At 39.5% G+C, this 14958-nt stretch carries 14 protein-coding genes; 4 read left to right on the top strand and 10 right to left on the bottom strand.

What is annotated here, in order from left to right; translation table 11 throughout:
• Positions 1–19 precede the first annotated feature (19 nt).
• The 4 genes from ACSX1H_RS05850 to ACSX1H_RS05865 all read right to left on the bottom strand — a co-directional run bounded on the left by ACSX1H_RS05850 (position 20) and on the right by ACSX1H_RS05865 (position 5454).
• Entirely contained in the window at positions 20–1279 is a 1260-nt protein-coding gene (locus tag ACSX1H_RS05850; RefSeq protein WP_439182871.1) for a peptidase U32 family protein, read from the bottom strand.
• A gap of 4 nt (positions 1280–1283) precedes the next feature.
• Positions 1284–3125: an LTA synthase family protein gene (locus tag ACSX1H_RS05855; protein WP_439182872.1), complete on the bottom strand. Its 1842-nt coding sequence runs from the start codon at positions 3123–3125 to the stop codon at positions 1284–1286.
• A gap of 102 nt (positions 3126–3227) precedes the next feature.
• Complete coding sequence (locus ACSX1H_RS05860) at positions 3228–4325, bottom strand: glycosyltransferase (RefSeq protein ID WP_439182873.1); 1098 nt, start codon at positions 4323–4325, stop codon at positions 3228–3230.
• 109 nt (positions 4326–4434) lie between these two features.
• On the bottom strand, positions 4435–5454 hold the full coding sequence (locus ACSX1H_RS05865; RefSeq protein WP_439182874.1) for a glycosyltransferase family 9 protein: 1020 nt from the start codon (positions 5452–5454) through the stop codon (positions 4435–4437).
• Between the two features lie 234 nt (positions 5455–5688).
• On the opposite strand from ACSX1H_RS05865, the gene ACSX1H_RS05870 reads away from it, so the two are divergent.
• The 4 genes from ACSX1H_RS05870 (at position 5689) to ACSX1H_RS05885 (ending at position 9541) form a co-directional block, all read left to right on the top strand.
• Entirely contained in the window at positions 5689–6690 is a 1002-nt protein-coding gene (locus tag ACSX1H_RS05870) for a bifunctional heptose 7-phosphate kinase/heptose 1-phosphate adenyltransferase (RefSeq protein ID WP_439182876.1), read from the top strand.
• Positions 6691–6701: 11 nt separating this feature from the next.
• Positions 6702–7637, top strand: a complete 936-nt coding sequence (gene rfaD, locus ACSX1H_RS05875; RefSeq protein ID WP_439182877.1) for an ADP-glyceromanno-heptose 6-epimerase — start codon at positions 6702–6704, stop codon at positions 7635–7637.
• Between the two features lie 169 nt (positions 7638–7806).
• Positions 7807–8565, top strand: a complete 759-nt coding sequence (locus ACSX1H_RS05880) for a glycosyltransferase family 25 protein (RefSeq protein WP_439182879.1) — start codon at positions 7807–7809, stop codon at positions 8563–8565.
• A gap of 40 nt (positions 8566–8605) precedes the next feature.
• Positions 8606–9541: a glycosyltransferase family protein gene (locus ACSX1H_RS05885; RefSeq protein ID WP_439182881.1), complete on the top strand. Its 936-nt coding sequence runs from the start codon at positions 8606–8608 to the stop codon at positions 9539–9541.
• 198 nt (positions 9542–9739) lie between these two features.
• Here ACSX1H_RS05885 and ACSX1H_RS05890 read toward each other — a convergent pair whose 3' ends face one another.
• The 6 genes from ACSX1H_RS05890 to crtID form a co-directional block, all read right to left on the bottom strand.
• A complete protein-coding gene (locus ACSX1H_RS05890) occupies positions 9740–10792 on the bottom strand; it encodes a glycosyltransferase (protein WP_439182883.1) in 1053 nt (350 codons plus the stop codon).
• 164 nt (positions 10793–10956) lie between these two features.
• Complete coding sequence (locus ACSX1H_RS05895; protein ID WP_439182884.1) at positions 10957–11652, bottom strand: lycopene cyclase domain-containing protein; 696 nt, start codon at positions 11650–11652, stop codon at positions 10957–10959.
• Positions 11653–11659: 7 nt separating this feature from the next.
• Positions 11660–12118: a sterol desaturase family protein gene (locus ACSX1H_RS05900; RefSeq protein WP_439182885.1), complete on the bottom strand. Its 459-nt coding sequence runs from the start codon at positions 12116–12118 to the stop codon at positions 11660–11662.
• The gene (locus ACSX1H_RS05905) at positions 12115–12582 is read right to left on the bottom strand and encodes a hypothetical protein (protein ID WP_439182886.1); all 468 of its coding nucleotides are present in this window, start codon (positions 12580–12582) and stop codon (positions 12115–12117) included. Before ACSX1H_RS05905 ends, ACSX1H_RS05900 begins: the two co-directional genes overlap by 4 nt.
• The gene (locus ACSX1H_RS05910) at positions 12582–13418 is read right to left on the bottom strand and encodes a phytoene/squalene synthase family protein (protein ID WP_439182887.1); all 837 of its coding nucleotides are present in this window, start codon (positions 13416–13418) and stop codon (positions 12582–12584) included. The genes ACSX1H_RS05905 and ACSX1H_RS05910 overlap by 1 nt, the downstream gene beginning before the upstream one ends.
• Positions 13415–14887, bottom strand: coding sequence for a bifunctional phytoene desaturase/3,4-desaturase (gene crtID / locus ACSX1H_RS05915; RefSeq protein WP_439182889.1), 1473 nt, complete (start codon positions 14885–14887; stop codon positions 13415–13417). Before crtID ends, ACSX1H_RS05910 begins: the two co-directional genes overlap by 4 nt.
• Positions 14888–14958 lie beyond the last annotated feature (71 nt).

Raw genomic sequence — 14958 nt, forward strand, 5'->3', positions numbered from 1 at the left:
CAATATTTTGCCTGTTCTGCTACTTTTGCAAGTCGTCTGTTTTGGCGTTAACAATTTTATAGAGCTTATCCGAACGTCTTACTTTTTGCTCTACAACCATACTAAAACGCTCTCCTTTTACCGTTTCATCTACCTCTTTGAGATCGACCCGCATTTCAGGTACAGTCATCTGGATAACGCCTGTTGTTGGCCCGGTAATCAGCACCTCATCGCCTACTTTTAAGGATTGAGTCTCCATTAAAAATTCGGCAACTTTTAGCTTAGGGAAATAGTTCATGCCTTTGCCAATGTATATCTTCTTTTTGGTAGCTCTTGACCCATAATTATGACTCCATTCGCCGAGCTTCTGTCCCAAATAATAGCCGTCCCAAAAGCCACGGTTAAACACTTCCGACAGGCGCTCATCCCAGTTTTTTATCTTCTCATCATTGTAACTGCCATCAATTACCGCTTCGATAGCCTCGTTATAGCATTCGCAAACCGTTTTGACATACTCCGCTGAGCGGGCCCGGCCTTCAATCTTGAAAACACGCACGCCGGCGTCCATCATCTTATTTAAAAAGTGAATGGTCTTCAAGTCCTTAGGTGACATAATGTAATCGTTCTCCAACTCCATTTGTCGGCCCGACTCCTTTTCAGTAACAGTATAACCACGACGACATGGTTGTAAACATCCGCCCCGGTTCGCTGAAGCATTTAATTGATGCAGGCTAATGTAACATTTACCCGAAGTAGCCATGCATAAGGCTCCATGAGCAAACATCTCAATTTGTATCAGCTCTCCTTTAGGCCCTCTGATATCTTCATCTACAATTACCTGGTGAATGGCTTTCACCTGGTTCATATTCAACTCGCGCGCAAGCACAACTACATCGGCAAAATGACTGTAGAACTTGAGCGTTTCAACATTTGAAATATTAACCTGAGTTGAAATGTGTACCTCAACCCCTTTATTGTGCGCATAGTTAATGGCGGCCTGGTCGGATGCAATCACAGCTGTAACACCTACTTCTTTGGCCACATCGATGATCTCACGCATGGTATCTAATTCTTCATTAAAGATAACCACATTAACCGTCAGGTAAGTTTTAATGTTGTGCTCCTTGGCGATTTTCACTATTTCGCGCAAATCATCATTAGAGAAATTATTGGACGACCGCGAACGCATATTGAGCTGTTCAATGCCAAAATATACCGAGTCTGCCCCACCTTGTATAGCAGCCCTCAAAGACTCGTATGAGCCTACGGGAGCCATAATTTCAAAATCACCTCTCTTCATTGTCTTACCTGTTTTTCGAATCGTTATATAATACCTGCAAGTAGGCTTTTGCCTTTAAACTGTCCGCCTCAGATGTTAATCCATCTGTCCGCACAAACTTTTTAAGACTGTTATCATAAGCCTGATATTTGTCCTCTTCCACCAATGCCATGCCGTGCGATGGAATAACATAAAAGGCAAAAGAATGACTGGCTTCATCCAGGATGTTTTTACTAAAAAGCATATCCTCAGCCTTAATATTTAGCTGGCTCAATAAGGTCTTTGCCATATCGGTTTGTGAGCCTATTTTATTGATAGTGGTGTCCTTCACAGCCAAAGCTCCCCCTGTCCATAACATAGGAATATGGAAAAAGTTTGGCTGCTCAACACTTAACTTTTGAGGCCCTGAAACACCATGATCGGCTATCAGTATAAAAAGGGTATTATCCCAGAGTCCTCGTTGCTTCACCTCATCAAAAAACTGTCCCAGGCACTGATCGGTGTAGGCAATCGAGTTATGGTAGTCATCTTTATGCTTACGTTCCATTGGCACTAAAAACGGCTCATGGCTGCTTAAAGTGAAGAAAAACTTGAAATAAGGAGCTTTGGATGTCTCCATTTCGTCCAATAAGCGATCGAATACATACTGATCGTGCACGCCCCATTTCTTTCCCTGATACTCCATCGGAAAATCATCGATTGAAATCACCTCATCGAACCCGGCCTGTTTCACAAAGGAGTTCATGTTTTTAAACTTTATATCGCCTCCATAAAGGTACGAAAGGTCGTTATAACCTGCCTGCTTTAGCTTTTGGGGCAAAAATGGCAGAGAACTGGTTTTTTCTGGAAATCGAATAATCGAATAGGATGGCAGCACCTGATAGCCGGCCAAAGCAGCTACCAAGCCTTTATCGGAGCGGTTAGCCGCTGCGTAAATATCAGTAAACAGCACCCCTTGCGACACCAAGTCATTAAACTGCGGAGTAACTGGAGCACCTCCCAAAGATTCAATTACGTGTGCTGCGAAGCTTTCCAAAAGAATGACCACAACATTTGGCTGTTCATCGTTAAGCAGAGAGGGATATTGTCCCGACTCCTGCATCATCTTATTAAATACTTCATTGGCCTTATCGTCGGGCATGTAGTAATACTCTATTTTGGTGGCATCGACTCGTTTCAAGGAGTAAGCCAGATTCCACAGGGGATTAATGGCGGTTTGATTCGCGAAACCATGAGAAGAGAAGTAGGCCACTCCGGTGTTAATAGGGGCGACACCAAAGCTTCCGCGAATGGGCACAATTAAAAACGCGCCGGTAAACAGCACAATAGGCAAGCTGACAACTAGCTTTTTCAACGATAATGAATTTACACTCTCTCCCTGCGGCTTCGTCCTTACAAAATATCGATACAACATTACAAACCCACTAACCACTGCTAATACAACCAAACAGAACAGAGCCACCTCGTACCACTTAAGAGAGGCCATAATAATATCCGGTGTTTTTAAAAAGCCCAGGGCTTCCAAATCAATGTGACGCCCCCAATAAGAAAACAGATTAATATCAGAAAGCAACATGATTGAAACAAAGCCAATGAGTGGCATTGAAAGGTAATCAATACATTTAAAGCAATACCGCTGTGTAAGGAGTAACGAAAGTATCTGACTTAGCACTGCCAAAGCAACTAAATAGCCGGTGAATGAGCTATCCAGCCTTAAACCTATTAAAAAGGCTTGAAGAATACTTGTGGCAGGCGCCTCATGTGCATAGCTATAATTAAACAGCACAAACAGGCCCCTCAGTACTGTGAACAGTACCATCCAGAATGCAAAAAGCCTAACTATTTTAGAAATATATTGTCTAACCATTATACATCATTTTTGTATTACCTGATTTGAATCTGCAAAAATAAGCAGATGATTGTAATTGTAATCCTGAAACGCTAAAATGAAGTACAAAAAGCCTAAAGATTACTTCCGCTTATCAATAAGAGATTGAAGGTGTAGCTCCAAATTAACAGCCATATTTTCTACAGAAAATTTGTTTCGAACATGCTCCTTGGCGCGGTTTCCTTTATCAGCCAGCTCATCATCTGCTAATAATTTTGAGATAGCAACTGCCAGGTGCTGTGCATCGCCGGAAGGAATTATGTAGCCATGCTCCTTATCGATCATTAACTCAGCTACTCCATTAACGTCAGTGCTGATTGACGGAACTCCACTGGCGAGTGCCTCCATAAGGGAGTTAGGCATCCCTTCATATAAGGATGGCAAAACAAAAATATCAGCCACCATTAATAAGGATTGCACATTAGACTGAAACCCAATAAGGTGAACATTATCTGTCAATCCAGCCTGAACAACCTGTCGCTTAAGGGCGCCTTCAAGCTTTCCCGTTCCTGCAATAATGAAGTGCACATGCTTAGTTTCAGCAACCACTTTTTTAGCTGCCTCAATCAAAAACTCAAATCCTTTTTGACTGGCTAAACGGCCTGTTGACAAAACAACGCGAACATCCTTGCGTTCAAAAGCAAAAACCGACTTTAGATCAAAAGGTTCCACATTATCTTCTACGAAAGGAATACCATTATGAATTACTTTTACATAGTCATCATCCCACCAGCCAAAACTGTCATATTCCTTTTTTATCGATTGCGTATTGGTAATAATTCCATCGCAAAGCGGGGCAAAACTCCATTTGTACTTTACAGACTTTCTCAGCAACTGCACCCCCTGCCGGCTAATAACCAAGGGCCCGCCAATCAGCTTTGACAGAAGCCCGGCAACACGCACATCCTTATTCTGACAACCAATGATTAACTCTATCTTTTCCTGCTTAACAACCTTGTTTATTTGCATCGCCCCCAACAAACTGACATCGGTGTATATATTAAAGTTAACAACTTTTACACCAAACTGCTTGGCTCTCCTTTCAAGGACCGAATGTTTACGACATCCAACAAGAACATGATGCCCCTTTTCCATTAATTCTTTTGCGGCCAAAACCATCCATTTCTCGCCACCACCCCACTTGTTCTTACCAATAGAATTAATAAATAAAAGCCTCATTAAATAGTTTAATAGTTTAAAAATGAATTATAGATCCAGCCTATGAAGTTTACATAATATGACCCGAAGATAACTTTTTAATTTAAAACCATAAAAGGAACTGAAAGAACTACCTTCCTTTTATACTCTCTAAAATGTGATCAACAGGGATATCCCCGCATTTAAAATGTTTCTCGGGACACTGTCTTTTCCCATGCAAGCCACAGGGACGGCAAGCCAAATTAATGTCTACTTCTAACACCTTCGAATCATCAGATAATGGTGTGTACCCAAATGCCGGGACAGTGGAACAAAACAGCGCCCTTACAGGCGCATTAACAGCGGAGCACATGTGCAATGGCGCTGAGTCGTTTACGAAATTCATAACAGCCTTTTTCATTAAGGCTGCAGACTCATTAAACGAAAGGTGACCAGCCATATTCACTACATCAGGATGACAGGTGGCTTCAAGAATGTTCTGATTACTCTCTCTATCTCCGGGCCCTCCAACTAAAATAAGCCTTCTATCTTTTGGGAAGTGGTTCATTAGTTCAATCCACCTCTTAACAGGGTACTGCTTGGTAAACCACACCGAACTTGGAGAAAGGCAGTAATATGGTTTATCCTGTTTAACCTTAGTAAAGTCTTGTGCTGTTGGGTACATGACTGGCATTTCAAAAGAAGCATCTGTCAAGGATTCAATAAGCGACAAATTACGCTCCACCTCATGTTTTCCATCCTTCCGCACGTCCATCGTATGTGGTACTTGCTTCGTAAATAAAAATGAAAGTGGGTTCTTATTAAAGCCAATTGTATTTTTTGCACCGGAAAAAGCAGTGATGATACCTGTTGTAAGATAGCGTTGAATATTTACAACCGTGTCATACTTGTTTTTACGAATTTGCTGTATAAGCTTAAAAGTGTTCTTATACTTTTGGCTTTTGTCAAGAATGATAACTCTGTTGATATTCGGATTATTTTGCAGTAACCCTTCATTCCCTTTGCGTACAATAATATCCACCGTTGCCTCAGGATAAAATCGTTTTAATTTTGAAGCAACGGGCAGTGCCAAAATTACATCTCCAATAAACGCTGTTTGAATAATTAAAAATGCCTTATTACAATCCCTCTCCATAGCTTTAAAATGCATTATGAGGTGGTAAAAGTAATAAATTATTCCCGTATAATATGTTTACGCCGTTATGAGCCAGAGAAACAGGCGTGCAACAAAGGTAAGATACCCAAATAAATAGAGTATTGGCATACAGATGTTTATAAGCAAGTAATTCAAAAGCAATTCAACTAGCTCATACATTGGCTAATCCATTATTATGCTTGTAATAATTTATATCCATTCAGGTTATTATTATCTTCGCAAAAAAAAATGAATTCGAAAAATATATCTGATCTGTTTGATTCCTTCAATACTATGAACGTATTAGTTATTGGAGACGTCATGATAGACACATACATTCGGGGAAAGGTTAATCGCATATCACCAGAAGCACCGGTACCTATTGTTGCTATCACGGATCAGAAAGAAAAGCTTGGAGGGGCAGCTAATGTTGCTCTCAACCTAAAGTCGTTGGGGGCGAATCCGATTTTATGTTCTGCGATAGGCTGCGATTCTGGTGGCGAAACATTTATCCAATTATTAAAAGACAGTGATCTTACCCACGAAGGAATTATACAAGACAAAAGCAGAAAAACAACGGTAAAAACACGTATTCAAAGTGATTTTCACCATCTGATTCGGTTAGATAGTGAAGAACTTTCGGAGGTGAATTCGGAACTTGAACAATTGCTTATTTCACGCATCTGCAACTATATTAACACGAATACCATAAATGCCATTATATTTGAGGATTACGACAAAGGTGTAATTACGCCCAAACTTATCCAATCAATAACAACAGTTGCAAAACAATGCAAAGTGCCAATTTTAACTGACCCCAAAAAAAGGAACTTTGAACACTATCAGAATATTGCATTTTTTAAACCCAACCTGAGAGAGTTTAGAGAAGGGCTTAACCTCATAGATGAACCTCTTAGTAATCAGTTGCTCTTGAATAAATCACAAGAGTATATTCGCGATAAAGAGATGGCGTGTATCATGGTTACCATGGCTGAAAAAGGAGTAATGATAGTTACACCTGATGAGCACCATTTTATTACGGCAGAAGTAAGAGAAATTGCAGACGTCTCAGGGGCAGGCGATACAGTAATTAGCCTTTCAGCATTGTGCTTAGCAGCTGGCTGCTCACCAAAAGTATTGGCCCAAATCGCCAATATGGCGGGAGGCTTGGTGTGCGAACACCCAAGTATTATTGCAATTGATAAAGAAACTCTTAAAACAGAATGTATCAATAAACTTGTTTACGCTTAAAAACAGCTCATATGATTATAGTAACCGGTGGTGCAGGATTTATAGGAAGTAATATCGTAAAGGGTCTTAACGATAAAGGGATTGATAACATACTCATTGTTGATAACCTGGGTGAAACACAGAAATACCTCAACATGAACAGACTGAGGTTTTCTGACTTTATTAACAAACAGGACTTTTTGAAGCTACTCCCTGATTTAAAAAATGTTGAAGCCATTATTCACCAAGGGGCCTGTTCTGCCACAACTGAACTGGATGGCAATTATCTTATTCGGAATAATTACGAATATTCTAAAACACTACTTCATTATGCGCTAGATAAAAAAGTGCCGTTTATTTATGCATCCAGTGCATCTGTGTATGGAAATGGAGAAAATGGCTTTTCAGAAAAGGCTGATTGTGAGTACCCCTTAAATGGATACGCCTTTTCAAAGTTTATTTTTGACAATTACGTTCGTCAAAATGTAAACTTTGAGAAAGATTCACCCGTTGTGGGCTTGCGATACTTTAATGTATATGGCTATCAGGAAAACCACAAAGGCAGCATGGCCTCAGTTCCTTTTCACTTTTTTAACCAAGCACAGGAAAGCGGAAAAATAAAAGTGTTTGAAGGCAGTGAGCACTTCCTGCGCGACTTTATTTTTATTGAAGATGTAGTAAAGGTGGTTCTCTTCTTCCTTGAAAGCAAAAAGAGCGGCATATACAACTGTGGAACTGGAGAGGAACGTTCATTTATGGATATGGCATCCATTTTTGCCAACATTTATGGCCAATGTGAAATTAATCAAATCCCTTTTCCTGATCACCTCAAAGGTAAGTATCAAGCATTTACAAAAGCTGACACAAATAAGCTTCGAGCGGCAGGATATAAAAACAAGTTCCTATCTTTGGAGAAGGGCATGGAAAAATACTTAAGTGCTCTCATTAAATATAATGGGTTCTTATAATGTAGATTTGCATTTAACACAAAACAACAATTCCAACACTTTTGTGCGGTGGAACAGAACAAGCGCACATAATTTTTTTTGAATTCTCAACGCACAAGCTGTCTCGGTTTATTATATTTAAAATGAAATGTAGTAAACAAAAGGACAAAATATATAATTTTTAAGAAGGATGAACACAAATGCTTTAATAGACGATTGTAAAATTTACGTTATTCATGCTCCTAATGGATATGAACATCATGGAAATAGAGTTAAATCACTCTTTGCTAAACATAATTTGGAATTTGAATTTGTTCACGAAGAGAGTACTGAGCATTTAAATGAATTGATCGCGACATACTGTAACCCGCAAATTGTTGAGAAATTCCGTAAAGGTGGCGTCGCATGCACTGTAAGTCACCTATTAGCTTTAGAAAAGTTTTTGACGACGAATAAAAAGTATGCACTTATTTTTGAAGATGACCCTTTTTTCCTCGGCAACTTTACAAAAAAGTTGAATAAACACACTAAAGAATTTGATAAGCTTGAACCCGGATTTATTGTTTCTTTGGAGAACACAAGAATGAAGTTCCCATCCTTTTTTCAAATGAAGAAAGGCAAACACCTTTACAGGGCAAATATGGGAAGAATGGCATGTGCTTACATTATTGATGTTAAGGGAGCAAGAAATGCGCTTAACGATTTAAAGCGCAATAAATGTAACGAAATGATTGATTGGTGGCACAACCGACTGATTAATAACAATGTATTAAAGCTCTATTGGCTGCATCCTCCTATTGTAGAGCAAGGTTCACACAATGGCAGGCAGACTGGTACCATTTCATCAAGACAAAATTGCTATACTAGAATATTATCATGGCAAATGCAGAAATTTTACAAATATTATATCAATAGACTATTCAAGCAAAAAAGTCTTATACAAGACTAATACAATACACTTACAAGTCCCCATTTATAAAATGCAAGTAATGAAAATAAGCGGCTTTACAATGGTTAAAAATGCGGGTAAACTTTACTACCCGTTCAAAGAATCTGTTCTATCAATACTGCCACTGGTTGATGAGTTTGTGATAGCTCTTGGAGATTGCGACGAAGAGGATACAACCCGTCAAATGATTCAAGAAATTGATAGTCCAAAAATTAAAGTTGTAAACACGGTTTGGGATGTTCAAACATACCCCCATGGGTCCATCCTCGCTCAGCAAACCGATGTCGCTAAAGAGCACTGTACAGGAGATTGGCTGTTTTACCTTCAAGCGGATGAAGTTATCCATGAGAAAGACCACCAAACCATTAAGGAGGCTTGCCATAAGCATTTAAACGACACTGATGTAGAAGGCTTACTATTCAAATACATCCATTTCTGGGGAGACTATAACCATGCATTTACTTCCAACCACGCCTGGTATCGCAATGAGATAAGAATTATTCGTAATAAACCGGAAATACATTCATGGAGAGATGCACAAAGCTTCAGAGTAATTTCTAATTTCACAAAAGAAAAGTACCTAATCAAAAAAGATTCTCGAAAACTAAAGGTAGCCAAAGTAGATGCCAATGTTTATCATTATGGATGGGTGCGACCGCCGAAGCTAATGGGTAAAAAAACTTCTCATTTTAAAAGCTGCTATCAGGAAACCAACCTAAAAGAAGAGGAAATGGAGGTAATATCAACTGTTGATTATGGCGCACTGGGAAAAGTACCAATATTTGAAGGAACGCACCCTAAAGTAATGAACCATATGCTAGAACGCTTCAATTGGCAAGATATGTTAAACTATTCCACTAAAGACATAGTAAAACATAAGCACAATAGACTAAAATACAGGTTACTCACTTTTGTTGAAAATCTATTCTTTAAAAATGGTCTGTTTACATATAAGAATTATGACCTAATAAGATAAATACAGATTTAATAATGGACGCGGCATAATCAAATTTCCACCATAAATGCCCTATTCATTATTAATATTCATTCAAAAAGGTAAGCCATATTTGGCCAGCCTTTTTTTGAATACTTGCAGAAATTTTGATTCCATATTAAATTATAACGCTGCGACAGTAATTCTTTGATAACAAACAGTATTGTTTGCCTCTTTGTATTAAGAAATTAAGTCAATAATTTTTTCTACTGTTCTTTCAAAACTATAACGGTCTACCGCCTTTTCCCGGCCATTAATACCAAGCTTTAAGCGCGTATCACGATTTTGAATCAATAAGTGAAGGCGGTTTGCATAAGCTTCAACGTCGTAAGCTTCTACCAAAAAACCTGAGGCATTATTATCGACAATTTCTTTAGCTGCACTATTATCAAATGCAACAACAGGTAATTTACTAAACATTGCCTCCACCATAACATACCCAAAACCTTCATACCTGGATGACAGCGCAAAAATATCGCAGCCGCTCAGAAAGTTATAAACATCATCAGTAAACCCAATCAGCTCAATGTTATTTTCAAGACCTTTTTCACCAATTTTAGACTCAAGAGCAGTTCGTTCACTTCCTTCTCCCGCAATTTTTATAACAAACTCAACACCTTTGTTTTTAAGTAAGTAAGCTGCATCAATTAATAAATCAAACCCCTTCTCTGGCGACAGCCTGCCAACTGCACCAATAACAGGTACTTCATTCAAACTTGTAGGATACTCATTTATGGGTGGATGCACCCCGTTATTTATAACAACTATCTTATCATTAATTTTCAAACCAGATGCTAGTAAAGAAGCTTTCGTGGCTTGGGAGTTGGCAATAATCTTATTCACTACTCCCTCTAAAAGATAACGATTTAACCGACTATTTTTAACATTCACATCACTGCCACGGCGGTAAATAACATTTTCTATTCCAGCCGCTTTTGCGGCAGGACCAACCACCTTCAGTTCTGAGGGTGAGTTAATTACAACAGCGTCAAAACTATTCTGCTTAAATACTTTTAACAGACGGTGATATAAAAGTCGATTTAAAAAACTTAGACGACCAATGCTAATATGTATTTGCTTAACCCGGTTATCTAATCTTTGAGAAATAATTCCTTGCTTATTAAGTAAAAAACTCACTTCGTGCCCCTTATCAGCCAAAGCTGTTGCCATTTCATAGTGCCATTTTTCACCACCTCCCCAAGACGCAATGGTATTGCAAAAACATATATTCATAGTCTGTCGAATCTGATTATTGATAAGGATCCAAAAGTAACTAATTTAGTTTTTAAAAGACGAATGCATCACATTTTAACAAGGTAGCATTGTGGCACACTACCACCATCATCAATCATCTTGTTCCTTTGGACTGCTTTTGGATATACTGTATGAAGCAAATGTTAGATGGAGTCCCTCTCTCCTCTTCGTTTCAACCACTCGTACAAGTCAATATTCATTAGAACGAGGACAAAACCATAAACACTGTCTTCAACGGGGATGGTCCCCATACGTAGTCCTAAATTTTCGGCATTATTGTACCAAACGATGGGCTCATCAATGAATGACCCAGTTAGTATTCCATTGCTCATAAAGAAGAACGGGAGAATGATAAAGTAAGACAGGTAAACCAAAGAAAGATCCCGCTTTCGGTAGAAAGAAACCAGGAGGTAAATGCCTGCTAGCAAACCTGTGGTAAATGTATACCAGCGGTCGTAAAAAGCAATGGCAACCACCAGAAAAACAATGGACAAAGCCACTGTTAACGGCGCCTGAACCCTCTTTAGCGGATTGTTCTTAACCAGGTAAAGCATTGCAAAATAAGTAAAAACGCAAGCGTAGGGAATGGCAATAAAAAACATGATTTCTTCAATAGGCAAATTCAGAACAAACCAGCTGGTGAGGTAACTTTCATTAAATCCCCAAATACCCATATCTGTAAATAAATAGTCCCACACTAAAAAAAACAAAGCAACGCAGGCATTAGCAGGTAGGAAATAACGCCACTCTTTAAAAAAGGAATGACGCGGATAAAAACTAGCTATGAGTGGGATAAAAATACACAGGATATTTATTAAGAGATAGGTATACTTTTCCATATATTAGTTAGTCAAAAGTCAATTTGCTTTCCTTCGCTTCTTTGATAAAACGCCAGGGCACCCACAACATGCCAAAACACTTGCCTCCTGAGTGGTGGCTACCGTGCGCACGGCGTAAGCCTTTGAAATAACTGTGTTCAACTCCATTAAGCCAGCTAAAGCGCTGATGAATAAATACATCGTGCACCAGAAAATAGGCAGCCCCGTAAAACATGATACCTAATCCGATAAAAAACAGGTAATTCAATGATGGCTGCACACCGAAATAAAAAAGCAAAATACTGGGAGTCGCAAATATGAAGAAGAAGCTATCGTTTTTTTGAAACACCTGTCCTTTTCTCGGGTGGTGATGATCTTCATGCAGCATCCATAAAAATCCGTGCATAATATACTTGTGAGTAAACCAGGTTACTCCTTCCATAAAAATAAAAGTACCAAATGTGATAAAAATGTAAAACAGTATCATGGCTTTTGCTTTTGTGATAGTTTATTCATGGTGGCCATTATTTGTTGTTTATAGCTTTCGGGCAGTGATGCAGTCGAAAGATGCTTGGAAACATATAAATAATCATGCTCCAACTTCTCACCGTAACCTAAAAACCCCGGTGCTTCGCTCTGAATAAGAAACCGCACATAATAGCCTTCAATATTTTGGGGGTGACGAAAGATATAGGCTTCTAACTCACGCTTCCCTTGGTTGAAATATTTTAACTTTTGAAACGGATTTGAAGTATAAATGGCTTGTTGCATCGATGCCGCTATTTTGTATGGTATTGATCTGGTATCATCTACCTGCTTCACCATTTCAAGAAATGCCATTAGTTTTTTCTCACCATCTACCTGATGAAAATCACTACGTACCTCATCAATTCCCTTGGCACTTAAAAACACAGGAAACAACCAAAGCAATATGACCCCAATTTTTAGCATCAGATGGCATTTAACTTATAGCGCAAGTAGGATTCAACCAGTATTTCAAGTTTCAAAAAGTTATTGATGCGAATACGCTCCTCACGAATCCGCTTACTATCAGCAGCCTTTAATTCCTGCAACAAGCGCTTATAATACCTGTAAGCCAGATACACGCCAAGCCGCCCTTCCAGCGGTAGTTGAATCACGCCCTTGTAGGCGGCCTCAAAGTCTGCTTCAATATCTTTAATAATTTCCTGCTTGGCCTCATTATCTAGCTGCCCATTAATCAGATTCGGAAAATAGGAACGCCCCAGGCCGCTTGCATCGTCCTTGTAATCCCTCAGGAAGTTCACCTTTTGAAATGCCGACCCCAAACGCATGGCATAAGGCCTCAATTCTTCAAACCGCTCCTCATCTCCTTTAACAAATACTTTTAAGCACATTAATCCAACCACATCGGCCGAGCCATATATGTAGTCTTTATACTCTTCGACCGTATTGTACTCGGTTTTATGCAAGTCCATTTTCATACTTGCCAAAAAATCATGCACCAAATCATAAAGCCGGTATTGGTGTACAATTTCCTGAAAAGCATTTAAAATAGGATTCATGCTGATTTTACGGCGTAAGGCTTTTTCATAGTTCTCTTCGAATTCCATCAGGAGTTCTTCCTGATTATACCCATCAAAGGTGTCCACTATCTCATCGGCATAACGTACAAAGCCATAAATGGCATAAATAGCTGGCCTTACAGATGGTGCCAATAAGGTAATGGCCTTCGAAAAGGATGTACTGTATGCTCGCGTCACCAATCGGCTGCAACTATAGCTCGATGAATCGAATAAATGCTTCATAATGCATGATGTTTTAGAATTAAATCACTCACAATCTTTCCCGAAATAAGCGATGGCGGTACTCCGGGACCAGGAACGGTCAACTGTCCGGTAAAAAACAAATTCTTCACCTTACGGCTTCGAAGTTTAGGGCGCAAAACATGCGTTTGCAGCAAGGTATTTGCCAATCCATAGGCGTTTCCTTTAAATGAGTTGTACCTTGATATGAAATCACTTACACTAAACGATTCTTTAAACAAAACATGAGATCGGAGATTTTGTTTGGTATTTTCTTCCAACCGGTCGATAATAATGTCAAAATACTTTTCTCGAATAGCCTCACTATCTTCCAAACCGGGCGCCAGTGGTATTAAAAAAATTCCGGCTTCCTGGCCTGCGGGCGCAACCGTATCATCTGATATGGATGGGAAGCTGGCATAAAACAACGGTTCTTCGGGGTATTTAGGCGAGTCATAAATGGCTGAAGCATGCCGGTCAAAATCCACATCAAAAAATAAGGTGTGATGTGCGAGCTCGTCCAGCTTTTTATCGAAGCCGACATAAAACAAAAGCGCTGAAGGGGCAAATGTTTTTTTATCCCAATAAGCCTGAGTGTATTGACGGTAAGTTTGCGGCAATAGCTGCTCGGTATGCTGATAATCGGCACCACTTAACAGCACATCACAAGCGAATTCTCTATCGCCCGACCTCACCTCAGTAACCATACCATCCTGTAATTTAATTTCATCCACCGGCGTATTAAGCTCTATCTTCACCCCTAAACTTAGCGCCAGACGCTCCATAGCAGCGGCCACTTCAAACATGCCTCCTTTGGGGTACCAGGTTCCCAAGGAAAAATCTGCATAATTCATAAAATTATAAAAGGCCGGTGTGGTTGATGGCTTGGCTCCTAAGAACAGTACCGGAAATTCGAGCACCTTGCGCAACTTTGGATGCTGCACATAGCGCGCCACATCCTGCTTTATGGTTCTGGTAAATGAACCCAAGCGCTTGATGGTTGATGGGGTAATTATTTCCCATATTTTCTCCCCTGGTCGATATACCAAATCCTTCACCGCAATATCGTAGTTGGTTTTCGCTTTTTGAAGAAATTTGTCTAAACGCTTCCCGCTGCCGGTTTCTATAGCTTCAAATTCGGCCTCAATCCGCTCCATGTCAGCATTTAGAGTTAAAAAATCACCTTTGCCAAAACACACCGAATAAGAAGGATCTAAGCGAACCAATTCATAGGCCTCGGAAACAGACATTCCGAAATCAGCAAAAAACTGGTCAAAAACATCGGGCATCCAGTAAAAGGTAGGCCCCATGTCAAAAACAAAGCCATCTCGTTTTAATTGGCTGGCTCTTCCACCTACCGTTTCATTCTTCTCTACCAAGGTAACATTGTACCCGGCTTTAGCAAGGTAGCAGCTGGCCGACAGTGATGAGAAACCAGCTCCTAGGATCAGGATATTCTTTTTGTGATTCAAGGGTTTAAAATTATTTGTTCAATTTTTATTTTCTTTCGTTAAACATGTAAGTCATTCAAATAGTTCACTAA

Origin of the sequence: Carboxylicivirga taeanensis (assembly GCF_051851475.1) — a bacterium.
Lineage (GTDB): Bacteria > Bacteroidota > Bacteroidia > Bacteroidales > Marinilabiliaceae > Carboxylicivirga > Carboxylicivirga taeanensis.

Coding starts and splice junctions, on each gene's coding strand:
- ACSX1H_RS05850 (WP_439182871.1), bottom strand. CDS start 1,279: ATGAAGAGAGGTGATTTTGAAATTATGGCTCCCGTAGGCTCATACGAG.
- ACSX1H_RS05860 (WP_439182873.1), bottom strand. CDS start 4,325: ATGAGGCTTTTATTTATTAATTCTATTGGTAAGAACAAGTGGGGTGGT.
- ACSX1H_RS05865 (WP_439182874.1), bottom strand. CDS start 5,454: ATGCATTTTAAAGCTATGGAGAGGGATTGTAATAAGGCATTTTTAATT.
- ACSX1H_RS05905 (WP_439182886.1), bottom strand. CDS start 12,582: ATGCTAAAAATTGGGGTCATATTGCTTTGGTTGTTTCCTGTGTTTTTA.
- ACSX1H_RS05890 (WP_439182883.1), bottom strand. CDS start 10,792: ATGAATATATGTTTTTGCAATACCATTGCGTCTTGGGGAGGTGGTGAA.
- rfaD (WP_439182877.1), top strand. CDS start 6,702: ATGATTATAGTAACCGGTGGTGCAGGATTTATAGGAAGTAATATCGTA.
- ACSX1H_RS05910 (WP_439182887.1), bottom strand. CDS start 13,418: ATGAAGCATTTATTCGATTCATCGAGCTATAGTTGCAGCCGATTGGTG.
- ACSX1H_RS05900 (WP_439182885.1), bottom strand. CDS start 12,118: ATGATACTGTTTTACATTTTTATCACATTTGGTACTTTTATTTTTATG.
- ACSX1H_RS05895 (WP_439182884.1), bottom strand. CDS start 11,652: ATGGAAAAGTATACCTATCTCTTAATAAATATCCTGTGTATTTTTATC.
- ACSX1H_RS05880 (WP_439182879.1), top strand. CDS start 7,807: ATGAACACAAATGCTTTAATAGACGATTGTAAAATTTACGTTATTCAT.
- ACSX1H_RS05885 (WP_439182881.1), top strand. CDS start 8,606: ATGAAAATAAGCGGCTTTACAATGGTTAAAAATGCGGGTAAACTTTAC.
- ACSX1H_RS05855 (WP_439182872.1), bottom strand. CDS start 3,125: ATGGTTAGACAATATATTTCTAAAATAGTTAGGCTTTTTGCATTCTGG.
- ACSX1H_RS05870 (WP_439182876.1), top strand. CDS start 5,689: ATGAATTCGAAAAATATATCTGATCTGTTTGATTCCTTCAATACTATG.